The organism is Pseudomonadota bacterium (assembly GCA_039024915.1).
Lineage (GTDB): Bacteria > Pseudomonadota > Alphaproteobacteria > Rhizobiales > MH13 > MH13.
The window spans coordinates 660,817-685,009 of the sequence record JBCCPK010000001.1 but is presented as its reverse complement, the minus strand read 5'-3'; the positions used below and the strand labels follow the sequence as shown (position 1 = coordinate 685,009).

Genomic DNA, 24,193 nt, shown 5'->3' with positions numbered 1-24,193 from the left:
GCGGTGACGGTGGCCGAGAATGATGGGTTGGTTGCCGCGGTCCCGATTGTCGGCGAGCAGGTCTCCCAGGCCGTTGAGACGGTCGCGCCCGCGACGAGTTGGCTGGCTAGCAACCTCGGTCTGGCGCTCGTGCTGTTCGGCATCGCAGCTGCCGTCATCGCCTGGCAGATCAAGCGGCGCCGTCTGCATGATGCCAAGACCTGGAGGCATATCGCCTGATGGACTTCGGATTCTTTCTCACAAGCCTTGGCCTCGGCTTTGCCGCAGGCGTTCTAGCTGTCCTTTTCTTCCTCAAATTTCAGGGTGTGCCGTGACCATCTGGACGCCGTTATTCTTGCTGGCTCTGGCCCAATGGGCCAGCCGCGATCTTTTTCCAAGCTACCTCGCGCTCTGGTTCTGCGTGCCCAGGGCCGCAAAGTCCGAGGAGCGCTGATGTATCCGTATCTGCAACTCGTGCGGCCCGAAACCGCGCAGCCGGTATCGCTTGCGACCGACACACGCGAAGACCGGTTGCCTGTCACCGATCTGGGCGCTGAGCTGATGTCGCTGCCGATAGGCGCTCTGATCGGCGCGTTGCTCGGCCTGTTTGCAGTATGGCTCTATCAGAGGGCGCGCTGATGGCTTGGCTTGCGTCTTTCTTCGCGCCGGTTCTTGGGCCGTTAGGAGCGCTGTTAAGGCTGCTGGCGCCTGATGTTGTCGGCCGGGTGCTCGATACGCTGGACAAGCGGACCGACGCCCAGACCGAGAGCGCTAAGCTCAAGACCCGAGTTATCGAGCGCGCGATCGACGCGCAGACCGACCGGCTGCGAATCCACGCGGCCATGCCGTGGTGGCATCCGATGATGATCATCGGATACGCGGTCGCGTTTCTGATCGTGAAGCTGATCGTCTGGGACACTGCTCTCGGCCTCGGTTCAACACCGAACCCCGGCGCGGTGGTGCTTGAACTCATGGATACCGTGGTGATGTTCTACTTCGGAGCGGCGGGGGCGATCGGTGTCGCCTCGGTGATCGCCTCAGTCATTGGAGGGCGCCGATGAATCGTTTTCGCCAATGGGCGCCGCGCGTGTTCGGCCGGTTCTTTCATGACACGGCGAGTCTAGTCGAGCTGTTCTCGTCGCTGTGCCTTCTGGGCTGGTCGCTCTTCGTCGGGTTCAACGCCGAGATCCTGTCGCGCGACAGCTATCAGTCGTTCGGCCTTCTTCCGGCAGGCGCCTGGGTCAGTCTGTTTGCCTTAACCGGCCTCGCCCAGGTGAGCGCGGCGGTTTCCGACCACGCGCGGCACTATGACTGGCGGGCCCTTGTGATGGCGTTCGCTGCCGGCCTCTGGTTCGTGGTCTCGCTGTCTTTCGTGTTCGGGCCGGTGCTCACCACCGCAGCGATCATGTACCCGGCCATCACGCTTATCTGCATCCTCTCAACCTTGTGGCTCGCATGGAAGTCCTCGCCCGATATTTGATCGAATATGGCGGCGTCTCGGGCGCGGCTCTCGTGGCTGTTTTGATTGGTCTGGCTCTGCTGGTCCGGTCGAAGGGCCTTGTCATCTTTTCGTCTGACGTTCGCACCGCGTCGACGAAGCGGCTCAACGCTGTCGATGGGCACCTTGAACAGCTGACAACCGATATCGGTGCGGTTCGGCAGCAAGTCAGTGCCGTCGATCGGCGGCTGGGCCTGGTCGAGCAGGATCTCAGCACCCGGCCGACCGCTGACGACTTCCGGCGCATCGAGCTGGCGGTCGGCAGGATGGACGAGCGCCAGAAGGCCCAGGGCGACAAGCTGAGCAAGGTCGCGGGCGGAGTCGATCGCATCGAGACCTTCCTCATCAACCTATCGAAAGGAAGTAAGTGATGGGCCTTGCTGGCTTTGCAGATCATTTTGACGAGGAAGTCCGCCTGACCATTCTCAAGGCGCTGGCGGAACAGAACGACTACCGGCTGCCTGACAGCATGTTGCTGACCGTTCTGGACAGCTTCGGGATCAATCGCGGTCGCGACCATCTGCGCAGCCAGCTCAACTTCCTTCAGGACCAGGTGAGCGCGGTGACGCTCGTGGCCGCGGGAACGGCCGTTATTGCGACCCTGACCGAGACCGGGCTCGATCATGTCGAGCGGCGCCGTATCCTGTCAGGTGTCAAACGGCCATCGCTGAGGTCGGAGGGCTGACATGGCCAGCGCGCGCCGGGGTCGCGGCCGGCTCTCGAAGATCGAGCTCTTACCGGAGGCATGCCAGCCGGTAATCGCCTGGGCACGCGACGAGCTGCGCCGGCGCGACCGCACCCAGACCGACATCTATCAGGAGTTCGTCTCCAAGCTCGATGAGATCAGGCGCGAGCATCGAGGCGAGATGGAGTTCGATACGCCATCCTTCTCCAGCTTTAATCGTCGCTCGATCAAGCTTGCCGATCTGTTTCAGCGGATGGACCAAACACGCGAGATCGCCGCAGCGCTCGCCAAAAGCTTTGAAGCCAAGGACAGCGACGAGCTGACCATCATTGCAGCGTCGGCCATCAAGAGCCTGATCTTCGAACTCGTCACCGAGGGTGGAGAGAGTGGCTTCAACCCGAAAGAAGCTATGCAGCTGGCAGCTGCGCTGAAGTCGGCCAACCAGGCCGAAGGTGTCTCAACCGCGCGGCGCCTCAAGTCCGAAGAAGCCTTCAAGGAGCAGGTCGGCGAGGCCGTCGACAAGGTCAAAGCCGTGAAGGGTATCACCGCCGAAACGGCCGAACAGATCAAGGCGCAGATCCTCGGCGTCGCTCTGGATCAACCCGAAGCAGAGAGCGCCGCGTGACCGGCCCGATCTCAAAGGAAGAGTGGGAGAAGCTCCGCGAGGAGAGCATCTACTCACTCGACGAGGTGATTGCCGAGGTCGGACTACCAAAGGTCCTGCTGCCCTATCAGGCGCGCACGGTTCATCTGCTCGATACGGTCGGCGTATCGGTCCTCGTCATTGAGAAGTCGCGCCGGATTGGCCTCACCTGGGGCTTTGCGTCCTATGCAGCTTTGCGCGCGGCGCGCGCGAAGGGCGAAGGTGGCATGGACGTCATGTACATCTCCTACTCCCAGGAGATGACCCGCGAGTTCATCGACGCCTGTGCGATGTGGGCGCGCGCCTACAACATCAGCGTTTCGGACACCGGCGAGTTCCTGTTTCCCGACAAAGACGAGGACGGCGATCGCTCCATCCAGGCCTTCCGGATCCGCTTCGCGTCCGGCTTCGAGATCGTCGCGCTGTCCTCCGCCCCGCGCACGCTTCGCGGCAAGCAGGGCGTCGTGATGATCGACGAGGCAGCCTTCGTCGACAGTCTCAATGAGCTTTTGAAGGCGGCTCTTGCGTTCCTGATGTGGGGTGGCCAGGTCGTGGTCTGCTCGACCCATAACGGCGCCGAGAACGACTTCAATCTCCTTATCCAGGACATCCTGGGCGGTCGGTCGAGTTACACGCGAATGCGCATCGATTTCGACGACGCGCTCAAGCAGGGTCTGTACGAGCGCATCTGTCTTGTGTCCGGCCGAGAGTGGTCGCCGGAGGCCGAGGCGGAATGGCGCGAGGAGATCATCGACTTCTATGGCGATGGCGCCGACGAAGAGCTCTTCTGCGTCGCGTCGATGGGATCGGGAGCCTGGCTGTCGGCACCGCTGATCGAGGCGCGCATGACAGCCGAGGCGCCGATCCTCCGCCTGGAGTTGCCACCGGACTATTTGCAGCGACCCGAGCTCGAACAGCTCTCGCTGATGATGCCGTTCCTTGATGAGCTCGAACAAGCGCTCGATGCCCTCGACCTTGAACCGCAATACGCGGCAGGTTTTGACTTTGCGCGCGTCGCCGACCTATCCGTGATGCCGCTGCTGGCGATTGAGAAGACCCTGAAGCGTCGGCTCGCGCTATGCATCGAAATGCGTGGCGTCCCTGGCGACGAGCAAAAGCAGGTCGTCCGCATGGTCCTGGAGCATGTGCGCTCGCGCCTGGTTGGCGCAGCGTTCGATGCCACAGGCATGGGCTGGACGGTCGCCGAAGACATGGGCCGGATCTTCGGCCTGCGCGAGAACGAAGACAGTTCGGGGCTGATCTGGGCTATCAAGTTCAGCCAGGACTGGTACCGGCTGCATATGCCGCCGCTGAAGGTGGCGTTCGAAGATGACGCGATCTCGATCGCCAAGGATGCCGAGCACCTCTCCGATCTACGCCTGGTCAAAGTGGTGCGCGGGATCCCGCTCGTTCCGCCGACCCGCGAGGGGGAGAAGGGCAAGAAGCGTCACGGCGACTATGCGATAGGCCTCGCGCTGGCGCACTTCGCGAGCCGCCAACGCTGGGTCGAGTACGGGTACCAGAAGGTCAGCACTAAGAAATCGAAGTTCGATGATGTCCGCGAAGGCGATGATGCGCCGTTTCGGGTCTCATCACTGCGCAGGCGAGTGGGGATATTGTGATGGCCATCATAGACCGCCTCAAGGATACGTTGGGCAAGTTGGTGAGCCGCGGGAAACTCAAACAGGAGCAAGGCGGGCCAACCACCCGCGGGGTTCGCTCGCCCTATGGCGACCATCCCGCAGCCGGCCTGACACCAGCCCGGTTGGCCAGCATCCTGCGCGAGAGCATCGAAGGTGACCCCGAGCGGTACCTAGAGCTCGCCGAAGACATGGAGGAACGCGATCTGCACTATGCCGGCGTGCTCTCGACCCGCAAACGCCAGGTGGCGGGGCTCGAGATCACGGTCGATGCAGCGAGCGAAGATCCTGAGGACGTACGCGCGGCCGACATGGTGCGCGAGATCACTGAGCGCGACGCGTTCCAGGAAGAGCTGGTCGATGTTCTCGATGCGATCGGCAAGGGCTTTTCCTGCACCGAGATCATGTGGGAGACGAGCGGCAACGCCTGGTATCCCGAAGCCTTGAAATGGCGCGACCCCCGCTGGTTCACGTTCGACCCCGATGACATGGAGACGATCCGCCTGCGCGGCGTCGACGGTGACGAGGATCTCCATCCGTTCAAATGGATCGTTCACCGGGCCAAGGTCAAATCCGGGTTGACCATCCGGGGCGGCATCGCGCGGGGCGCAGCCTGGTCTTTCATGTTCAAGGCGTTCACCGCCCGCGACTGGGCGATCTTCTGTGAGACCTACGGGCAGCCGCTCAAGGTCGGCAAGTACGGTTCGAGCGCCACGGATGTCGACAAGGAAGCGCTGATGCGGGCGGTTGCCTCCATCGGTGTGGACTTCGCCGCCATCATACCGGAAAGCATGCAGCTTGAGTTCATCGAAGCGAAGCTCGCCGGCAATCACGAGCTCTTCGAAAAGCGTTCGAACTTCCTCGATTATCAGGTCTCGAAACTGGTTCTTGGCCAGACCGGAACGACGGATGCGATCGCCGGCGGGCATGCCGTCGGCAAGGTGCATGACGAGGTGCGCGAGGACATCGAAAAGTCCGATTGCCGGCAGCTTTGCGCAACGCTCAATCGTGACTTGGTCAAGCCCTACATCGATCTGAATAGGGGACCAAGGTTGCGGTACCCGAGGCTTCGTATCGGTCGGCCAGACGAAGTGGACGTCACAGCCTTTATGGATAACGTCGAGAAGTTCGTGAACCTCGGCGGAGAGGTCCCCATGGCGCCGGTTCGCGACAAGATCGGGCTGCCAGAGCCCAGGCCCGACGAAAAGCTTCTGACGGCAACGCCCGTTACGACCGATGCCGAAACAGAAGAGGACCAGGCCGGCGAAGACCAGGACGAGCTGGAAACGTCCTTGCACGACCACGACCATGATGATGCAGTCTCCCAAGCGGCCGATCGTATCGCGGCGGATGGCTGGGAGCCGCTCGTCGGGCCCGTGGTTCGTGGGCTGAAGGAGGAGCTCGCGTCCGCGACCAGCATCGAAGAAGCGCGCTCGATCATCGAGCGTCGGCGCGAGACCATGGATGTGGGGGCGATGACCGACCTGCTTGCACAGATGGCCTTCGGCGCGCGAATCTCTGGCGAGACCGAAGAACCGCTGAGCGACGAGGACCTGCGCTAATGGCTGCGGACTTCCAGCCGCTGCCGCCGCGCGCTGCGATCGCCGCCCTACAGGCCCGCGGACAGAACCTCAGGCCCTCATTCGCCTGGCAGGACGTTTACGCATCGCTCCATGCGGACATGTTCACGGTCGCCAAATCGGCCGGCCACGACATCCTCGACGAGATCTTCGAAGCACTTTTGAAGGCGCTTGAAGAAGGCAGCACCTTCGAGGACTTCGCCGACGAGCTCGAGCCGCTGCTTCGGCAGCGCGGGTGGTGGGGGCGGACCACTGCGATCGATCCGCTCACCGGCCAGAACCAGATCGTGCAGCTGGGCAGCGCGCGACGCCTGCGGACCATCTTCGATGTCAACATGCGGGTCAGCTATGCGACCGGCCACTGGAATGCGTTCGAGGCAAACAAGGACGTGCGCCCGTTCCTGCGGTACGTGGCCATCCTCGATGACCGGACCCGCGACGAGCATCGCGCGATGCACAACCTTGTGCTGCCGGTCGACCATCCCTTCTGGCAGACCTTCGCGCCGCCGAATGGATGGAACTGCCGCTGCACGCTGCAGAGCCTCTCGCAACGCGATGTCGATCGCCTGATCGCTGAAGGTGAGCAGCTGCAATTCGAGCCGCCCGACTTCGGCACGCGTGAATGGCTCAACAAGCGAACCGGCGAGACACGCGAGATCCCCAACGGCATCGATCCAGGGTGGGATTACAATCCAGGCCAGGCCGGCCACAAAGTCATCACACGGCGTCTCGAAGCCGAGCGCGATCTGTAGCGATCGAGCCTCAACAGAGCCTGCCCGCGAAAATCGCCCCAGAAACGCCCTCGACCGGTCGGGCGGTTCATTGGCCGTCCATTTCTTAAAACCCGCTGTACGGCTTTCGATGGCCTTTTAACGTCGAAGTTATCGACCGCACTCGCATGCCATTTGCAGCCAGCAACCGTATCTGCCTGAATTGGCGGGTTTCGGGGTGGGGAGCGCTGCGCTTCGGCTCGGCAGGGGGCGAAACTGTTTCGCCCTGTATTTGCGACCCCCGCGTCGGCACGGTCGCACCCATGCCAAAGCAAGTCAACGAAATGAATGTCGCCTGGATCGAGGCGTCCGAGCTGCCCAGCGGAGACCAGGCGCCGACCTGGATCATGATCCTGCCGGCCGGCACCGTGACGCTTCGCGATCAGCGGCGCTCGCCGATTGCTGGTGGCAGGCAAGATCTTGAGCGCATCGTCGCCGCCACCCAGGAGCGCCTAGGCAACGTCCAGATGGTCGTCGACTACGACCACGCGGCCAGCCGGATCTTGCAAACAGGTCAGCCCGCGAAGGCTGCTGGCTGGGTTCAGCAGATCGAAGCGCGCGCGGACGGCATCTACGCCCAGGTCGAATGGACTCCTGCCGCCCAGGCCGCGATCAAGGATCGCGAGTACCGATACGTTTCCCCGACCTTCCTGATCGACAAGAAGAGCGGCCAGGTCCGCACGATCCGGAACGTCGCGCTCGTCAATGAGCCAGCGATCGACATGGAGCCGATCGCCGCTTCCCTCCAGCCCGACAACGGAGACACCATGGACAAGATTGCCGAGGCCCTCGGCCTCAAGGCCGACGCATCCAAAGAGGATGTGCTCACGGCGCTGAACGCGCGCCTGGCCACCTCCACCGCCATCTGCGCAGCGCTTGGTCTCAAGCCCGACGCGCAGGAAGAGCAGATCGAGGCAGCCGTCACGGCCCTCAAGTCGGACGATATCGATCCGACCAAGTACGTCCCGGTCGCCCAATTCAAGACCGTCATGGACGAGCTGAAGGGCATCAAGACCGACTTAGCGTCGGATCGTGCCGAGGCGCAGGTCGAGGCGGCGATCACGTCGGGCAAGCTGGCGCCCGCCGCGAAGGATTGGGGGCTGGCGCTTGCAAAGACCGACCCCAAGGCGTTCGCGGACTTCGTTGAAGTCGCGCCCACGCTCACCGAACCGCAGCTGGGCGGCAAGAAGCGAGAGGCTGTCGAGGCGGCTCTCGATGAAACCGATCGCGCCGTCATGGCGCAGCTCGGCCTGTCCGAAGAGGACATGCTCAAGTCCAAGAAGGAGGCGGCCTGATGGCTCCTTTGACCACTGATCGCGACACGAAAGAACGGTCGCGCGATCGCCGGACGCTGCCCGTGAAGGCTGCGACCTCCATCTACGCCGGCGCCATGGTGGCGGTCGGTGCCGATGATTTTGCCGTGCCGATGTCCACGGCAACCACCTTGCGCGGTGTCGGCCGCGCCGAGCGGGCGGTCGACAACAGCGCCGGCGCGGATGGCGACTTGAGCCTCGATGTCGGCGCTGGTTGCTACCGCTTCGAGAACTCGGCCGGCGCCGACGAGATCACCGCCGCCGATATCGGTCAGCCTTGCTACGGCGTGGATGATCAGACCGTCGCGCTCACCGATGGGTCATCGACCCGCTCGGTGGCTGGAACCATCTTCGACGTGGACGCCCAGGGCGTCTGGGTCGACTTCTCATAGGAGCTCGGCCCATGGAGGTCACACGCCAATCTCTCAACTCGGCTTTTGTCGGGTTTAACGCCGCCTTCCAGTCGGGCATCGGCATGGCACCCGATCAGTGGTCGACCGTGGCCACGCAGGTTCCTTCGACCACGCGCACAACCGAATATGGCTGGCTCGGCCAGTTTCCCGGCATGCGCAAGTGGGCTGGTGACCGAGTCATCAACAATCTGCAGCGGCACGGTTATGCGCTGGAGAACGAACCATACGAGATGACCGTCGCGGTCGATCGCGACGATTTCGACGATGACAATCTCGGCATCTACGCGCCCATGTTCCAGGAGATGGGGCGCGGCTCGGCCGCACTCCCAAACGAGCTGGTGTTTGCGCTGCTTGAGGCTGGCTTTGATACCGAGTGTTATGACGGCCAGTACTTCTTTGACACCGACCACCCGGTGCTCGACAAGGATGGCAATGTCATCTCGGTATCGAATACGGGCGGGGGCTCCGGAACGGCCTGGTACCTGATGGACACCAGTCGCGCGCTGAAGCCGCTGATCTATCAGCTGCGGCGTCGCTTTGATCGCCTCATCCGCAAGGACCGTGAAACCGACGACAACGTCTTCGACAAGAAGAAATACGTCTACGGCGCCGATGGGCGGTGCCAGGTCGGCTTCGGTTTCTGGCAGATGGCCTATGGCTCCAAGCAAGAGCTCAACGCGACCAACTATCAGGCGGCGCGCGCGATGCTGATGGGGCAGAAGGGCGACTATCAGCGGCCGCTTGGCCTCATGCCGCGCACGCTTGTTGTTCCGCCGTCGCTGGAAGGTGCAGCCCGGAAGATCGTCGTCAACACGCTGGCGGCCGGTGGCGAAACCAACGAATGGGCCGGCACGGCGGACGTCGTCGTCGTTCCCTGGCTCTGATCGGAGGTGATGCGTGACCGAGAAGCTTGATTCCGGCCGTTTGGCTGCTCTTCGTGCTGCTATTGAGCAGCTCGGGGCAGCCGACTTCACCAAAGCTGGCCAGGCCAAGGTCAAAGCTTTGGAGGCCCAGCTCGGCGGCGATGTGTCGTCCGCCGAGATCGCCGAAGCCATGGAAGGATGGGACTTCGAAGTCCCGACCGGCGAAGCCGCGCAACAGCCGTCAGAGGCGCAAGCAGCGCCGACGCCGCCTGTAACGCCGCCAGAGCCACCTGCACAAAGCGGAGAGGCATCACCGCCCGAACCGCCAGCAGAGGCCGCCCCGCTTTCGCCAGACATCGACATGGCGGGCGGCGTGCGCATTCGTTCGAAGGTCAAGAGCTTCCGTCGCGCAGGTGTCGAGCATTTGGCCGAGCCCAAGGAATGGCCTGCCGGTTCGTTCAGCAAGGACCAGCTTGTCGCCCTCAAGGGTGAGAAGAAGCTGATCGTCGAGGATCTGTGAACTTAGCGGGGTGGGGCAGCGGTAGCCCGTCTGGCTCATAACCAGGAGATCGGCGGTTCAAATCCGTCCCCCGCAACCAGCATACCAGGGGAAGCGTTCGCGCCCCGCCCAGGAAAGCCGGGAGAGAGACCCGGACCGAGCGCCAGGCGGGTGGGATGCCCGCCACAGTCTTTCAGATGGAGCCCCCGATGGATTTTGAGACCTTCGAAGCTGAGCTTGCAGGCCTCGTTGAAGACGCGCTGGTATCCGGCCTGACACACGATGAGGTCAACGCTGCGCTTCAGGCCCGCGCGGATGCCGTGTTTGAAGACGCTCCGGGCTCGGATGAAAACGAGTGACCTACGCGACGCAGCAGGACCTGATTGATCGGTTCGGCGAGCGGGAGCTGATCCAGCGCACCGATCGCACGAACCGTCCTGCGACGACGGTCGACGCAACGGTCGTCACCCGCCACCTGACAGACGCGACGGCAACGGTCGATGGCTACCTCGCCAAGAAGTACACGCTGCCGCTGGCCTCGACGCCGGAGATCCTCGTCAAGATCACGGCGGACATTGCCCGGTATTTTCTTCACGGCAACACGGCCGAGAAGGGCGATCCAGTCCGCGATGCCTACGACCAGGCTGTGGGCTGGCTCCGCGACGTCTCAAAGGGACACGTGGTCCTTGAAGACGGCGGCGAAGCAGCTGCCCAGCCCGGTGGCGGATCGGTCAGCTTCACAGCGCCCGACCGGGTTATGAGCCGCGATAGCCTCAAGGGCATGTGAGGCGATGGCGGGCGCATCCATCATCATCGAAGACGAGGAACTCAACGCGGCGCTTGGCCGTGTAGAGCGCGCCGGTGGCAACACCGAACCGCTGATGCGCGAGATCACGGCCGCGATGCTGTTCTCTACCCAGCGGCGCTTCGAGCGCGAGACCGGACCGGATGGCCGCCCCTGGCAACCGCTCAGCCCGCGGACGGCACGGCAGCGCATCGGACGCAACCGCCGCCGCGGTACCGAGAACATGTTGCGGGTGTCGGGTCGGCTGTACTCGTCGATCGTCGGCGAAGCGTCATCGCGGGAAGCGGTCATCGGGACCAACGTCACCTATGCGTCGGTTCACCAGGAAGGCGCGACGATCAATATGCCGGCCCGCAGCCGAACGGTGCGCCTACGCCGCAGCAATGGCCGGACCGTGTTCGCCCGCACAAGCCATCGGCGCGTCCGGGAAGTCGAGGTGAGCGTCGACGCTTACACGGTCACGATCCCGGCGCGGCCGTTCCTAGGCTTCTCCGACGAAGACCGGGCGACAATCCTTCAGATCGCTGAAGGCTACTACCAACGCGCGATCGACGGTGGAGGGACGCCATGAGCTTCATACCCGCCATGGTCGATCGGCTCCTCCAGCCTGGCACGCCCTTCCTGGCCGTCCAGGGCGCGATCGATTTTGCGTCGATCAAGAGCCACAATCTCGGTTCGCCGTCCGCCTACCTCTTCGCCAAGGACGAGGCGTCCGGCGACAATGAGCGCATGACCGGGCCGGTGCTTCAGCGGCTCGAAAGCGACGTCGCCGTCGTCATCGTTGTTCAGAACGTGACCGATGCGGTGATGGGCGCCGCGGCCGACGAGCTCGAACCCCTCAAGACCTACGTCCGCAGCAAGCTCATCGGCTTCGTTCCCGATGGCCTGGACGAGCCGATTGTCCACGTCAGCGGCCAGCTGATCACCGCTGCGAACAGCACCGTCTATTTCGAGGACGTCTATGGCGTCACCAGCTACCTCCAGGAGCAATCCCCATGACCAAGCTAACCAAGCCTGACGGCGGTGGCAGTTTCAGCCGCGATCCTGAGACCGGTGAGGTCGTTCGCGTGAGCGACCCAATCAAGCCTCAAGAGCCGATCACACGCGTGGAGTCCGACCGCAAGCCGAAGCCGGCGCGCAAGGCTTCCAAGCCAAAACCTAGCGCAACCGAGGAGGCAAGCTCATGAGCGCCGGCAACACACGCAAGATCCGTAAGCTGGCGCTGCTGGCCAAGGTCGAAACAACCTACGGCACGGACAGTGTGCCAACCGGCGCCGCGAACGCCATCCAGGCGAACGATGTGAACCTCACCCCGATGGCCGGTGGCGAGGAGAGCCGCGATCTCCTTCTGCCTTTTCTTGGTCAGCAGGGCATCATCCTCACCGGCAATTACGTCCAATGCGAGTTCTCGGTCGAGATCGCCGGCGCCGGCGCTGCAGGCACCGTTCCAAGCTATGGTGCACTTCTGCGCGGGTGCGGCATGTCCGAAACCGTCAGCGCGGGCACCGATGTCGTTTATGCGCCGGTGTCCGACGGCGAAGAGGCACTGTCGATCTATTACAATCTCGATGGGGTGCAACACGTCATGCTCGGCTCGCGCGGCAATGTGGTCGTGAACGTGCAGCCCAGCCGCATTCCGCGCTTCCGGTTCACCTTCATGGGCCTTGAAGGGACCGTGACGGACCAGGCCCTTCCGACCGTCGATCTGACCGGTTTTCAGACGCCGCTCCAGGCATCGAGCACCAATACGGCCCACACGCTCCATGGCCTTGCCGCTGTGACCGAGAGCGTGTCGATTGATCTCGGTGTGCAGGTCGAGCCGCGCTTCCTGATCGGCGCCGAGTGCATGGAAATGACCGATCGCCAGGCGACGGGCACCGCTGTCGTCCAGGCGACGTCGCTCGCCACGAAGGATTGGTTCGCCGTCGCCAAGGCGCGCACACGCGATGCGCTGCAAGTCGTTCACGGCACCGTTGCCGGCAACATCGTCCAGCTGGATGCGCCGCAAGTCGAGATCGGCCGCGTCGCCCAGGGATCGAACCAGGGTATCGCCAACTACACGCTCCCGCTGATGCTCGTGCCGGAGACCGGCAATGACGAGCTGACGATCACGGTCCGCTAGGCGACGATCAGGAGGCACAGCGCATGCAGTTCACGATCACAGACACTTACCTCTTCTGGTGGCCGGTGACCGTCTCGATCCCCAGCGACGATGAGCCCGGCACCTTCACCGAGCAGACCTTTCACATGCAGTTCGAAGCCATTTCGAAGGACAGGGCTAAGAAGCTCGACGACGAGCTAAAAGATGCCAGCACCAAGGACGTCGATCAGCGTCTTGCAGAGGTCGTCATGGGTGCCTGCCGCGACTGGCGCGATGTGATCGCGAAGAACGGTGATCCCGTCGAGTTCCACGAAGGTGCGCTCTACGGGGCCATGCAGTTCCCGTGGTTCCGGGCGGGCATCATCAACGCCTACGCCGAGGCGATGCATGGCATCGAAGCAGGCCAGTCGAAGGCGCAGGCAAAAAACTAAAAGAGGCCGCACGGGCCTGGGCCTACGCCCGCATGGGTCGATCGGACCCGTCAGAACCGTCGCGGCCCGACGAGCAGATGATCGCCGACTGGGAAGACATGGGGGTTCGGGTTGCCGACGCGGTTCGTGAGCAGGCGGCTCTGGCAGAGCGGGAAGAGAGTTTCGCGGTGTGGCGCTGCAACTGGAAAACCATGACGGCCTTCCTGATGCTGGAGACCCAGTGGCGCGCGGCCGCGACCATGACCCGGCTGCACTGGATTGGCCTCGACTATAGCGCCGCCGCCGCTCTGTTCGCTGGTAAGTCGCGCAAGAAGTTCCATCGGCTGATCGACGATCTGCAGGTGATGGAGTTCGAAGCCCTTCCCATCCTCAATGCCGATCCGGAGGGCACGTCGTGACGCTGGTCCTCGCAGCCCGCGCGACGCTCGACGCCAGTGGTATGACCTCAGGCGCGCAGGAAGGCAGGCGCGCAGTTGGCAGCCTTGGGAGCGCAGCCGACGCCGCCGCGTCCGATATCGATCAGCTGAGCGCCTCGCAGCAGCGCGCTGCAGCCATCACGGAAAATGCCCGGCGCTCGTCTCAGGGCATGGCAACGGCCCTCACTCAGGGCAGCCGCGCATCGGCGCAAGCGGTCGGGCTGACCTCGGCCGAGATGTCCAACCTGTCGTTCCAGATGAACGATATCGCGATGGGCCTGGCGACCGGTCAGTCGCCTTTCACCGTGATGATCCAGCAGGGCGCCCAGGTGAACCAGATCCTCGGTCGCCGCGGCGTCGGACAGATCTTCCCGCTGATGCTGCAGGGGCTGACGTCGCTGCTCACGCCGACGACGCTGGTCCTGGGTGGCATCACCGCGTTGGGCTTCGGTGCAGCGGAAGTCTTCAACCGGATCCGCGGCGAGGTCGAAGACACCGACGCCGTCATCGAGCGGCACGAGGATTTGATCCGCCGCATCAAGGACGCCTACGCGGAGGCGGGCGAAGGCGCCCAGGCCTATGCGCGCGAGAGCCAGGCGGTTCTGGAAGCGGATCTCCGGCGCAACCGCGAGACGCTTTCGAGCCAGCTGGCCAACCAATCGCAAGGCCTGCTCGACTTTCTGGCGCGCCGCGATCTGCAGGCGCTGGGTACGGCCACGGATGTGTTTGCCCAGACGACGGCCGCGGTTGAAGCGTTTCAGCAATCGGTGAGCGCCGGCACACCCGACGTGCTCGCCCTGGTCGAGACGATCGCGCGGATCTCCGAAGAAACCGAAGGCGTCACAAACAGCCAGCGAGGCTTCTTCGACAGATTGCGCGACGTCGCCGGTGCTGCCGTAGAGACCCAGCGAGCCCTCGAAGCAGCGTCTGGCACCGTCGAGGAAATCGGCGAGGACTCGGAGCGGGCGTCGAGGAGCCTCGACCAATTCGCGCGGGCGCTGCAGCGCATCAACGACGCGAACCGAACGATCACTCCCCAGGAGCGGGCCAACAGGTCGTTGCGCGAGGCCCTGGACGCAGCGACCACCATCGAGCAGATCGAGCGCGCCTACGCGGCCCACCAGGAAAACCTTGCCCGTATCCAGAACCAGGACCGCGGCCTCGGCATTCCGAACCCCATCGCACGGCCGGCAGACCTCAGCCTCGATCGACCTGTCGAGGATCTGTTGCGCAGCCAGGCGGAAGAGCTGCGCATGCTGCAGCTCGAGGCCCAGCTCTTGGGTGCCTCAAGCGCCGAGCGCGCCCGTCGCCTGGCGCTCATGGAAGCGGAAAACCAGATCCGGCGTCTCAACATCGACGGCGCATCGGCCGAGGCCAATGCGATCCGGGCGAACGCGGCGGCGATCGCCGAGGGCAACAGCGCGCTCGATCGCCAGCGCGAGGCGTGGGAATCGGTCCGCGATGCCGGCACCGACGCCATCGACAGGATCTTCGGAGCGATCGACGATGGTGACATCGAGGGCGCGCTCGAAGGCATCGCCCGCGAGATCAGCAACTTCCTCATCGAGCTCGGCGCGAAGAACCCGCTGAAGAACGCCTTGTTCGGCACCGACCTGCCAACGCTCGAGGACGCAGGAGGTCTCGGCGGCATTATTCGGTCTCTTTTGGGTGGCGGTCCGCAAGGGCCGGGTCTCGGCGTCGATATCGCATCGTCGCCGATCGCTACCGGCATGATGAGCGTCAACGCGACGAGCGTCATCATCAATGGCGGTGGCCTAGGTGCGATCGGAAGCCTGGTCGGCGCGAACGACAATGGCGGTGTGGCGGCTGCGGTGAGCGGTGGCGGTGTGCCCAACCCGATCGGGCGACCGATCGCACTCGGTGGCGGTACGTCGATCGGGCGCGTCCAGAACCTCGTTTCGGATGCTGGGCGAGGCCTCCATCCTTTCCTCGATCTGATCGCGCGCGCGGAAGGCACCGCTGGGCCCAACGCTTACAACACGTCGCTGGGGTACGGCCTCTTGACGGGGGGCGAGCAGAACCTTGTCGGGATGACGCTCAACCAGATCGATCAGCTGCAAACACGCATGCTCGCGCATCCGGCAAACCAGTGGAACTCCTCGGCACTGGGCCGCTACCAGATCGTGCGCACCACGCGTCGCGGACTGCAGGAGCAGATGGGGCTGACCGGCAATGAGCTGTTCTCGCCTGAGCTCCAGGACCAGATGGCGCTGCGCCTGATGATGGGCCGCGGGAACGATGTGGGTGAGCTGCGCGAAGAGTGGCAGGGCCTTTTGGGCGTCGACGCGGAGACCATCCGCTCGACGTTCAATGCGCAGCCCATCACCGATGCGATCGAGGAGCTGGGCAGCTCGGCAACCCAGACCGGCAACCTCCTCTCCAACATGGGAACGGACGTCAGCGGGCTCGCCGAAGTGCTCGCCGGCAGCGGCAAGAGCCTGCTGAGCTCGACGCAAACCCTGTCGGTGACGGCCGAAGGGTTTTCAGGGCAGTCGAAGCAGCTGGCCGACAGCCTCGCAAGCGGGCTTCAGGACATCTCATCGAGCATCGGTCAAGCCGGTGCGCCTGGCACGTCTGGCGGCGGCGGTTTCCTGTCGTCCATCTTCTCGGCGGGCCTCAATCTGCTCGGTGGCCTGTTCGGCTACCGGCGTGGTGGCGATACCGGCCGCGGCAATGATGACGACGTGACGGGCTTCGTTCATGCCAACGAGTTCGTCTTCAACGCCCGCGCGACCCGGCGTATCGGCGTGCGCAATCTCGAGGCGCTTCATGACGGCGCCATGCGCGGCTACCGCGAAGGCGGGTTCGTGGTCGGCGGCGGGGTGTCCGGAGGCTACGGTCGCCCGGTCTTAGAAGCAGCTTCGAACGGGCCTCAAATCGCCATCTACAACTTCTCCGGTGCCCCTGTTCGTGAAGAGCAGGAGTCGGACGGCCGAGGCGGTCGCCGCACCAAGATCGTCATCGGCGAAGCTGTCGGTGGCGCAATCGCTGACACGGGTGGGCCGACCCAGAGAGCGATGCGCGGCACCTTTGGCATTCGGCCGCAGCGGGTGCGGCGATGACGGTCGCGGTCTGGCCGGAGACCTTGCCGCTGCCGCAGCGCCAGGGCTTTCAGTACACCAAGGGCGAAGCACGGCGGCAGTCGCAGCCCGACAGCGGTCCGCCGCGCGTGTCGCGACGCTTCTCCCGCACAGCTGATCCGGTCCAGATGGTGCTCGATTGCGATCGCGACGAGCTGTTGATTTTTGACACGTTCTTCGATCGCGACACGGCCAAGGGCGCGCGACCGTTCCGGATGAAGGACGTGATCCGGACCGATCTGCCGCTGCTCGATCATCTGGGCCAGCCACTGGAGACAAACGCCGGCGCGCCGCTCCTGATCGCGTCTGTGTGGCTTTGCCTGTTCGGGCAGCAGCTGCCAGCCATCACAACCTACGGCAAGCGCTGGCGCATCAGCTTCGAAATCTGGGTGATGCCATGAGCGAGATCCGGTCATGAGATCGATATCGGCGAACCATCGCGTCAGCCATGACGCCCAGGCGACAGACGAGATTGAGATCGTGCTCGTGCGGATCACGCATGACGATCTCGATGAGCCCGTGCGCCTGTCGACCGATCCGACGCAACGTTTAAGCGACGACCCGCTCGCCTATGGCACCTATTCGAGCTGGCTGACCACCGACGACAGCCCCTTCCTGTTCGTGCTGGTCACGGCCCTTGTACCGGACGATCTGGAGGAAGCGCCGGCATCCGCATCGCTCGTTTTCGAAGCGGTCGATAACAACATCACCAAGCTGCTGCGATCGACCACCGACGAGGCCCGCGTCGATCTGGCGGTTGTGCTCGCATCATCCCCTGATCGGGTCGAACAGGAATGGCTCGATTTGCGGCTCGTCTCATCGGAGGGCGATGCCAACGCGGTGACCTTGCAGATCGCGCGCGTTGCGCTTTCGAGCGAACCCTTTCCAGCCGGCCGTACGACCCGCAGCCGCTTCCCAGGCTTGAGGCGGCAATGATCGAGCCAAGCACCCATTTGCACTGGTCCGCCGCGTACATCGGCAAGCCCTTCCTGCCGCTTGGCGAAAATGGCGAGGGTTTCGATTGCTGGCGACTGGTCACGGCCGTCTACCGCGACGAGCTTGGCATCGCGCTGCCGGACTACACCGGCGGGATGAGCGCGTTCGAGCGCGCGGAAGTCGCCGCCTTGATCAAAGGTGCGGTCGCCTCATCGATGTGGACGCCCGTTACCGAGATCCTGCCCTTTGACGTCCTGGTCTTTCGGCGCGGGCGCCTGGCGACACATGTCGGCGTCGCGATCGATGCGCGGCAGATGCTGCATGTCGATGAAGAGCGGCCAGCCCATGTCGCGCGGTTCGACCGATCACCCTGGCGCGAATGCCGGACCGCCGCCGTTCGCTACAGCGGAGGCTTCGGATCATGAGCGACCTCATCCCCGTTCTCGCCATGCCGATCGTCGATCCGGGAGCCGGGCGCATAGCGATGACCGTGCCGCACGGCTCGACGGTTGACGAGATCGTCGCGATGGCCTTGCCTGATGCGCCAGACATCGTCCTTCAGCGTACGCGCGTGACCCTGGTTGCGCGGGACGGCCGTATGACCACGCTGTCACCGACCGTCTGGCACCTGGTGAAGCCGCATGCCGGCGTCCAGGTCATCATTCGGGTGGTACCGACAGGCGGCTTGCGCAATCTCCTGCGGACCATCCTGACGGTCATCGTATCCATCGCGGCGGTTGCCCTCGCGGCGGTGTTTGCGCCGACGCTGGCGGGTTTTCTGGGGATCAGCCAAGGGCTCGCACAAGGGCTCATCGGCGCGGCTGTGACGACGGTCGGGCGGCTTCTGATCAACGCGCTCGTGCCGCTCGATACGCCCTCGGATAAAGAAGAGGACCCGACCTTCACGATCGAGGGCCTGCAGAACCAGGCGCGGATCGACGCGCCGGTGCCCGTGCTCCTTGGGCGCATACGCTACGCCCCGCCCTACGCGGCGACGCCCTACACCGAGATCGTCGGCGACGAACAGTATGTTCGGGCGGCTTTCCTGGTTGGCTATGGCGAAGTCGAGATCTCATCGCTGAAGATCGGCGAAACGCCGATCGACGAGTATGATGAGGTGACGACCGAGATCCGATTTGGTCGCGATGGCGATGATCCGCTCTCGCTGTACCCGCAGCAGGTCATTGAAGCGCAGCTGGGCGTTGAGCTCACACGCGACCTGCCGCGTGACGATAATGGCGACACGATCGGCAAGGTTGGCACGATCAAGCCGGAGACGCGCTTTACGGCCGGAGATGCCGCTGAGGTGGGGATCATCATCGGCTTTCCGCAGGGCCTCGTCCGCTACAATGATGAGGGTCGCGAACGGTCGCTGTCGGTGGAGATCAGGGTCGAACATCGCCTGGCGGGGGCATCCACCTGGACACAGGTCGCGACACTGAACTTCAGCGCCAAGAAGCCAGACGCATTCTTTCGGTATTACCGGTGGGCGCTGCCGACGCGCGGGCGCTACGAGATCAGGCTTACCCGGCTGACGACCGAGCGCACCAAAAGCCGCGAGCTCGACCGGTCCGCCTGGATCGCAATCCAGTCCTTCCGCCCTGAATATCCGCTTCAGTTCGCCCACCCGCTGGCGCTTATTGCTGTCCGGATCAAGGCCACCGAGCAGCTGAATGGACCGCTCGACGCCATCAACATCATCGGACAGCGGGTCTGCCTCGATTGGAACACCGCGAACAACAGCTGGATCAGCCGGGCGACCTCCAACCCGGCGAGCCTGTTTCGGTACGTGCTTCAGGGGCCGGCTAACACCTTCCCGGCAACCGACGCGCAGATTGATCTCGACGCGCTCGGAGAGTGGCACGATTACTGTGTGTCCAAGGGGCTCGAATACAATCGGGTCCACGACTTCGAAGGCTCGCTGTTTGACGCGTTGGCCGATGTGGCACGCGCAGGCCGGGCATTGCCGCACCATGATGGCACCAAATGGACCATCATCATCGATCGGCCGCGCTCGCTCGTGGTGGATCATGTCAGCGAGCACAATGCCCGCGGGCTCAAGTTCACTCGAGCCTACTTCCGCCCGCCCGACGCCTTCAGGATCACCTTCCAGGACGAGACGGCCGACTTTGCACCAAACGAACGCATCGTACCCTGGCCGGGCCATGTCGGCGACGTCGAGGTCACCGAAGAGGTCGCCCTTCCAGGCAAGACCGACCCGAACGAGATTTGGCGCGAAGCGCGCCGGCGCATGTACGAGCTCATCCATCGGCCGGACCGGTTCACCGCGCTGCAGGATGGCGCTGCGCGGGTCGCGACGCGCGGCGACCTTGTGCGGATCTCGCATTCGGTTCTCGATACCGTCCACACGTCGGCACGGGTGCGCGCGGTCATCGGTATGACGCTGCAGCTCGACCAGGTGGTTTCGATGGAAGCGGGGGCGAACTACGCCATTCGCTTCCTTGTGCCAGGCGCGACCGAGAGCGATCCATGGACCAGCCGGCTGGTCAGCGTTGCCAATGCGGAAGGCGAGCGTGATGTACTGACCGTCATCGAGGGCGGCGCGCTGCCGCAAATTGGCGACATCGTCATGTTCGGGCCGCTCGGCATCGAGAGCGAGGAAGCGATCGTCGCCGGCGTCGAAGCCGCCGAGGACATGTCGTCGAACATGCTGTTCGTCTCGGCGTCGCCCATCATCGACACCCTGACCGATGCTGAAAGCCCGCCCTTGTGGGACGGCCGCGTTGGTGCCGCGATCGCCGACAGCACAGACCCGCCAGCCGTGCCGACCGTCTTTAGCGTCGACACAACGCCTGAAGGCGATGGTCTCAATGTGCTTCTCATCCCAGGGTCGGGCTCATCGGCCGTTGTGGCCACCTTCACTGTCCGCCACCGGCGCGTCGGGGAAACCACCTTCAATACGGACAGCGAACCCGCTGGCAGCGGTGGTGTAGCGATCAGAGGCTACACGACCGGCGACCAGGTTCAGTTCGACGCGTTTGCGACCTCCTCAGCGTCGATCGACGGGCCTTCGACAAGCCTTCGAACGGTTGAGGTTGGCGTCGAAAGCCTACCGCCTGAAGCGCCGGTGAGTGCTTCTGTGGTCGGCGGTCGTGGATCCGCAACGCTGACGGTCGCGACGCCGCCCGAATACGTCTCAGAGCTGCGCATCTACCGCTCCGCCACCGATGAGTTCGAGAATGCGACGCTGGTCGGCTCGATCCCGGCGACTGAGAGCGAGACGCTCAATTACACCGATGGCGATGCGACCCAGCCCAACCTGGTCACGAACCCAGGGTTCGATACGGACACCGACTGGACCAAGGGCGACGGCTGGGCCATCGCTGCCGGCGTCGCGACCAAGACGCCAGGTGTCACCTCCGACCTTGAGCAGCCCATCACAGTGACAGGGGCCAAGACCTATCGGTACCGCGTTCCGATCTCAGGGCGCACCGCTGGCGCTGTCCGGGTCAAACTGACCGGCAACGGAACGGACATCGGGCCATCCTCGGGCAACAGCACGGATTTCCTTGGCAGCCTGATCGCATCGACGGGCCAAACCACGTTGGGGATCCTCGGAAGCGCCGATTTCGATGGCTCGCTCGATGACCTCACGGTGTTCGAAGAGAGCACCGCGTCGATCCCCCAAGGCACCCTTCATTACTTCGTCACAGCCGCCAACGCCGAGGGCCTGGAAGGCCCTGAGGCGTACGCAGGCTCAACAGTCGTCATCTAGGAGAAAGACACATGGCCACTGGCATTCCCACAACAAGCCTCACCGAAGCATCTGCTGTCGCCGAGGTCCTCGGCAATACGGCCGATGGCTCGACCGCCCGGATCCCGATCGCCGATTTGGCGCGACAGACCCGAACGACCCAGCCGATCTTCGAATTGCTGTCCGAGCTGTCTGCGGATCTCGATTGGGACGATGGGACCGAAGCGCGCGTCTATGGCGACACCACCGCCAACAATGGCGTCTACCGCAAGAGCGGGGCTTCAGGGACCGGCAGCTGGGTCAAGATTGGAGACATTCCCTCAGGCGACATCACAGGTGCAATCGACAATTTGGTCGCCGGCGCGCCGAGCGGCCGCGATACGCTGGCCGAGTTGTCCGATGCCATTGACGATGAGTCGGTCATCACGAGCGTCGGCGGCCGAACCGAAGCGGCGCACCTGTTCTTCAACAATGTGGTGGGCAATGGCCTGACCTTTATAGGCGCCGGCGTCGATGCCGAAGCCTATGACGCTAGCGACGTGGTCGAAGATAGCGTGATGGGACCATGCTTGTGGCTGACAGGGGCTGGCTTCGTCGCACCGCGGGCCGCGTTTCCGATCGATGCCGGCCGGGTCTACCGGCTACGCTGGAAAGCGCGGCGGACCACCATCCCAACGACGCCGGCGACGGACACCGTCAACTTTATGTTCCGGGCACTCAACGCCAGTTTCGGCGGAATAGCGGGCGCCGATGCCGTGGTCACTGTCAGGGCCAACCAGCTGGCGGATGGCATCGCGGTGGAAGCGACGACCACGGTGACGCTCGATCGCGCGTCCGACGCGGAATATGTGCTGCCGGCCGGCACCGCGTTCTTGCGGCCTGCGGTCCAAGCCCTTGGCTCTGACGGCGTGACCTCGATCGCCTGGATCGAGATGGAGGATGTAACAGACGTCGTCGATCGCGTGGCGCGCGCCAAGGACAATGCGGGCGGTGCCACATCGAGGCGGGGGCTTTCGGCTGATCGGTTTCGGGGCGCGGACTCCATCGGTGATGCGTTCGCCCGGCTCCGCGCGATCGAGACCGAGATGCAAGCCATGCGGCTGGACCGGCAACCGATTTATGCCGACCCGACCGCGACCGGTACCGGCGACGGCTCATCGTGGGCGAACGCCTACACCTCGCTGGTCGCGGCGCTGGAAGCGGCGACGACGGGCGATGTCGTCTACTCGAACAGCACCGAAGGCGCGCCGTTCGTTCGACCTGGTCGGATCGAGCTTGCTGACGGGGTTACGTGGATCTCGAATGCGGGCCCAGCCGGCGAGACGTGGGTCAGTGGCGCCATCACCGGTACCTGGACCAGCGCAGGCAGTAACATCTACAGCCTCGCCTCGGCGACCGAGCCCGTTTATCTGGCCTATGACTACAAGCGCGACGATGTCGCGGGCACCGTGACCGGCGTCGATCTGACCGTTGAGAAGTTCGCCAACGCGCTCGCCAAATGGGGCCGTGATCCCGCGCGCATGGTCGCCTGGTACGGCTTCCTCGAAAAAGAGGCGACGGGCACCACAACGCCGGCGTCGGGCAAGTGGAGCTATGTCGGCGGAACGATCTACGTCAATCCGCCCGTCACGGCTTCAGTGGCCGATGCCAACGACAACATCATCTACTCCGACGACGAGAACGCGCTTCTGCTCGTTGCGGCCAACGGTGACCACACTGAGGGCTTCCGGCACTTCGGCAATCTGATCACCTTCTTCACGCCAAACGACAATGCGGCGGGTGGTTATGGGCTCCGTGCACCGCATGCCAATGGCATGTCGATCGAGGACGTGCTCACCATCACGACGGGCTATCACGCGGTCGGGATGCCCGGCCGCAATCTCGGCGGAAACCTCATGAAGCGCTGCGATAGCGTCGGCGGCTGCAGCTCGCTCAACCCGTTCGTCTACTACACAGACAATGAGCTGCCCGATGCGGGCGACGTTGCCGACGATCTGGTCTACATCGCCCAGCCATTCTTCAAGCATGATGGAAGCCCGCTTGACCCGGCTTGGGACGCAAGCCTCGCCAGCATGTGCTTCTCGCACACGGCCGGCCTGACGACCTATGGCGGCATCACCTGGTTCAGGCCGCTGCAGATCGATCCCTCGGCCGAGGTTGCGTCGCGCCATGGCATCACGCTGACGCCGCAGCCGCGCTACTTTGTGCGCGCGTCGAACACCCCGACAATCGATCCGGACGTCGAGGCGCCCACCGACGTTCGCTGCATCGGCGGCCTCGCCCTTGGCCCATCGGCGGGACCCGAGCGCGGTGTCCTGTACATCGATACCGAGTTCGATTGCATGGGGCACGCGGCCGCCAGCTTCAGCTACTTCACGGCCGGCTTCCCGCATTACTATCGGTCGCGGGACTGCAAGTACGACATCAACGTCAGCGGTGACCATCTGTTCACCGTGATGCGCGACGGCCGCGGCCGGGCTGACTTCATCAATTGCGACGTGCTGTGGCGGGGCGTCGACGCGAACGACCAGCTTTTCCAAGTCCAGAACCACGACACCGATGAGGTCACCGGTGATCTGCTCGTCATTGGCGGCAGCACCTTCGCCTGCACCGTCGATACCGACCTGATCGATGTGCCAAATCTTAATTTCCCGTCGTGGATCACCCAGAGGCCATTCACATCGCTCGGTGGCAATGTCTTCGGCCGAGGCATCAACCCGGTGCGGCTGGCCAACGCTGAAGACTGGGTGACCAGCGCGGACCCCGACCGTCAGGACATCATCATCGGAGCCTAGATCGGCTTAC

At 63.9% G+C, this 24,193-nt stretch carries 28 protein-coding genes and 1 tRNA gene; all 29 read left to right on the top strand.

The features are described 5' to 3' along the window. Window positions 1-219, top strand: a 219-nt coding sequence (locus AAF739_03270) for a peptidoglycan-binding protein (GenBank protein MEM6381668.1), incomplete at its 5' end; no start/stop codon positions are given. A gap of 213 nt (window positions 220-432) precedes the next feature. Next, a complete protein-coding gene (locus AAF739_03265; GenBank protein ID MEM6381667.1) occupies window positions 433-618 on the top strand; it encodes a hypothetical protein in 186 nt (61 codons plus the stop codon). After that, a complete protein-coding gene (locus AAF739_03260) occupies window positions 618-1,040 on the top strand; it encodes a hypothetical protein (GenBank protein ID MEM6381666.1) in 423 nt (140 codons plus the stop codon). The genes AAF739_03265 and AAF739_03260 overlap by 1 nt, the downstream gene beginning before the upstream one ends. Beyond that, window positions 1,037-1,459 (top strand): hypothetical protein, encoded by a 423-nt coding sequence (locus tag AAF739_03255; GenBank protein MEM6381665.1) that lies wholly within the window; start codon window positions 1,037-1,039, stop codon window positions 1,457-1,459. The genes AAF739_03260 and AAF739_03255 overlap by 4 nt, the downstream gene beginning before the upstream one ends. Further along, window positions 1,435-1,848 carry a hypothetical protein gene (locus tag AAF739_03250; protein ID MEM6381664.1) on the top strand — a complete coding sequence of 138 codons (414 nt, stop codon included), beginning with the start codon at window positions 1,435-1,437 and terminating at the stop codon, window positions 1,846-1,848. Before AAF739_03255 ends, AAF739_03250 begins: the two co-directional genes overlap by 25 nt. Then, window positions 1,848-2,162 (top strand): hypothetical protein, encoded by a 315-nt coding sequence (locus AAF739_03245; GenBank protein MEM6381663.1) that lies wholly within the window; start codon window positions 1,848-1,850, stop codon window positions 2,160-2,162. Before AAF739_03250 ends, AAF739_03245 begins: the two co-directional genes overlap by 1 nt. 1 nt (window position 2,163) lies before the next feature. Then, a complete protein-coding gene (locus tag AAF739_03240) occupies window positions 2,164-2,787 on the top strand; it encodes a DUF3486 family protein (protein MEM6381662.1) in 624 nt (207 codons plus the stop codon). Then, on the top strand, window positions 2,784-4,427 hold the full coding sequence (locus tag AAF739_03235; GenBank protein MEM6381661.1) for a hypothetical protein: 1,644 nt from the start codon (window positions 2,784-2,786) through the stop codon (window positions 4,425-4,427). The genes AAF739_03240 and AAF739_03235 overlap by 4 nt, the downstream gene beginning before the upstream one ends. After that, window positions 4,427-6,007, top strand: coding sequence for a DUF935 domain-containing protein (locus AAF739_03230; protein MEM6381660.1), 1,581 nt, complete (start codon window positions 4,427-4,429; stop codon window positions 6,005-6,007). Before AAF739_03235 ends, AAF739_03230 begins: the two co-directional genes overlap by 1 nt. Continuing rightward, on the top strand, window positions 6,007-6,777 hold the full coding sequence (locus AAF739_03225; protein ID MEM6381659.1) for a phage minor head protein: 771 nt from the start codon (window positions 6,007-6,009) through the stop codon (window positions 6,775-6,777). Before AAF739_03230 ends, AAF739_03225 begins: the two co-directional genes overlap by 1 nt. 281 nt (window positions 6,778-7,058) lie before the next feature. Next, window positions 7,059-8,090, top strand: coding sequence for a phage protease (locus AAF739_03220; GenBank protein MEM6381658.1), 1,032 nt, complete (start codon window positions 7,059-7,061; stop codon window positions 8,088-8,090). Beyond that, on the top strand, window positions 8,090-8,500 hold the full coding sequence (locus AAF739_03215; protein MEM6381657.1) for a hypothetical protein: 411 nt from the start codon (window positions 8,090-8,092) through the stop codon (window positions 8,498-8,500). Before AAF739_03220 ends, AAF739_03215 begins: the two co-directional genes overlap by 1 nt. Before the next feature lie 11 nt (window positions 8,501-8,511). Then, window positions 8,512-9,405 (top strand): Mu-like prophage major head subunit gpT family protein, encoded by an 894-nt coding sequence (locus tag AAF739_03210; GenBank protein MEM6381656.1) that lies wholly within the window; start codon window positions 8,512-8,514, stop codon window positions 9,403-9,405. Window positions 9,406-9,418: 13 nt separating this feature from the next. After that, complete coding sequence (locus tag AAF739_03205) at window positions 9,419-9,904, top strand: HI1506-related protein (GenBank protein MEM6381655.1); 486 nt, start codon at window positions 9,419-9,421, stop codon at window positions 9,902-9,904. A gap of 4 nt (window positions 9,905-9,908) precedes the next feature. Further along, a tRNA-Met gene (locus AAF739_03200) sits at window positions 9,909-9,983 on the top strand. A 76-nt stretch (window positions 9,984-10,059) separates the two neighbouring features. Continuing rightward, a complete protein-coding gene (locus AAF739_03195) occupies window positions 10,060-10,242 on the top strand; it encodes a hypothetical protein (GenBank protein MEM6381654.1) in 183 nt (60 codons plus the stop codon). Next, window positions 10,239-10,670 (top strand): DUF1320 domain-containing protein, encoded by a 432-nt coding sequence (locus AAF739_03190; protein MEM6381653.1) that lies wholly within the window; start codon window positions 10,239-10,241, stop codon window positions 10,668-10,670. Before AAF739_03195 ends, AAF739_03190 begins: the two co-directional genes overlap by 4 nt. 4 nt (window positions 10,671-10,674) lie before the next feature. Further along, window positions 10,675-11,259, top strand: a complete 585-nt coding sequence (locus AAF739_03185) for a phage virion morphogenesis protein (GenBank protein ID MEM6381652.1) — start codon at window positions 10,675-10,677, stop codon at window positions 11,257-11,259. Next, window positions 11,256-11,687, top strand: a complete 432-nt coding sequence (locus tag AAF739_03180; GenBank protein MEM6381651.1) for a hypothetical protein — start codon at window positions 11,256-11,258, stop codon at window positions 11,685-11,687. Before AAF739_03185 ends, AAF739_03180 begins: the two co-directional genes overlap by 4 nt. Continuing rightward, window positions 11,684-11,875, top strand: coding sequence for a hypothetical protein (locus tag AAF739_03175; GenBank protein MEM6381650.1), 192 nt, complete (start codon window positions 11,684-11,686; stop codon window positions 11,873-11,875). The genes AAF739_03180 and AAF739_03175 overlap by 4 nt, the downstream gene beginning before the upstream one ends. Further along, the gene (locus tag AAF739_03170; GenBank protein ID MEM6381649.1) at window positions 11,872-12,810 is read left to right on the top strand and encodes a phage tail tube protein; all 939 of its coding nucleotides are present in this window, start codon (window positions 11,872-11,874) and stop codon (window positions 12,808-12,810) included. The genes AAF739_03175 and AAF739_03170 overlap by 4 nt, the downstream gene beginning before the upstream one ends. Before the next feature lie 23 nt (window positions 12,811-12,833). Next, window positions 12,834-13,220: a hypothetical protein gene (locus AAF739_03165; protein MEM6381648.1), complete on the top strand. Its 387-nt coding sequence runs from the start codon at window positions 12,834-12,836 to the stop codon at window positions 13,218-13,220. Between the two features lie 32 nt (window positions 13,221-13,252). Beyond that, window positions 13,253-13,618, top strand: a complete 366-nt coding sequence (locus AAF739_03160) for a DUF1799 domain-containing protein (GenBank protein MEM6381647.1) — start codon at window positions 13,253-13,255, stop codon at window positions 13,616-13,618. After that, window positions 13,615-16,719: a phage tail length tape measure family protein gene (locus tag AAF739_03155; protein ID MEM6381646.1), complete on the top strand. Its 3,105-nt coding sequence runs from the start codon at window positions 13,615-13,617 to the stop codon at window positions 16,717-16,719. Before AAF739_03160 ends, AAF739_03155 begins: the two co-directional genes overlap by 4 nt. Next, window positions 16,716-17,138: a hypothetical protein gene (locus AAF739_03150; GenBank protein MEM6381645.1), complete on the top strand. Its 423-nt coding sequence runs from the start codon at window positions 16,716-16,718 to the stop codon at window positions 17,136-17,138. Before AAF739_03155 ends, AAF739_03150 begins: the two co-directional genes overlap by 4 nt. A 13-nt stretch (window positions 17,139-17,151) precedes the next feature. Then, the gene (locus AAF739_03145; protein ID MEM6381644.1) at window positions 17,152-17,673 is read left to right on the top strand and encodes a hypothetical protein; all 522 of its coding nucleotides are present in this window, start codon (window positions 17,152-17,154) and stop codon (window positions 17,671-17,673) included. Beyond that, window positions 17,670-18,098, top strand: a complete 429-nt coding sequence (locus tag AAF739_03140) for an NlpC/P60 family protein (GenBank protein ID MEM6381643.1) — start codon at window positions 17,670-17,672, stop codon at window positions 18,096-18,098. Before AAF739_03145 ends, AAF739_03140 begins: the two co-directional genes overlap by 4 nt. Then, window positions 18,095-21,409: a phage tail protein gene (locus tag AAF739_03135; GenBank protein MEM6381642.1), complete on the top strand. Its 3,315-nt coding sequence runs from the start codon at window positions 18,095-18,097 to the stop codon at window positions 21,407-21,409. The genes AAF739_03140 and AAF739_03135 overlap by 4 nt, the downstream gene beginning before the upstream one ends. A gap of 11 nt (window positions 21,410-21,420) precedes the next feature. Continuing rightward, the gene (locus AAF739_03130; GenBank protein ID MEM6381641.1) at window positions 21,421-24,183 is read left to right on the top strand and encodes a hypothetical protein; all 2,763 of its coding nucleotides are present in this window, start codon (window positions 21,421-21,423) and stop codon (window positions 24,181-24,183) included. Window positions 24,184-24,193: the final 10 nt, after the last annotated feature.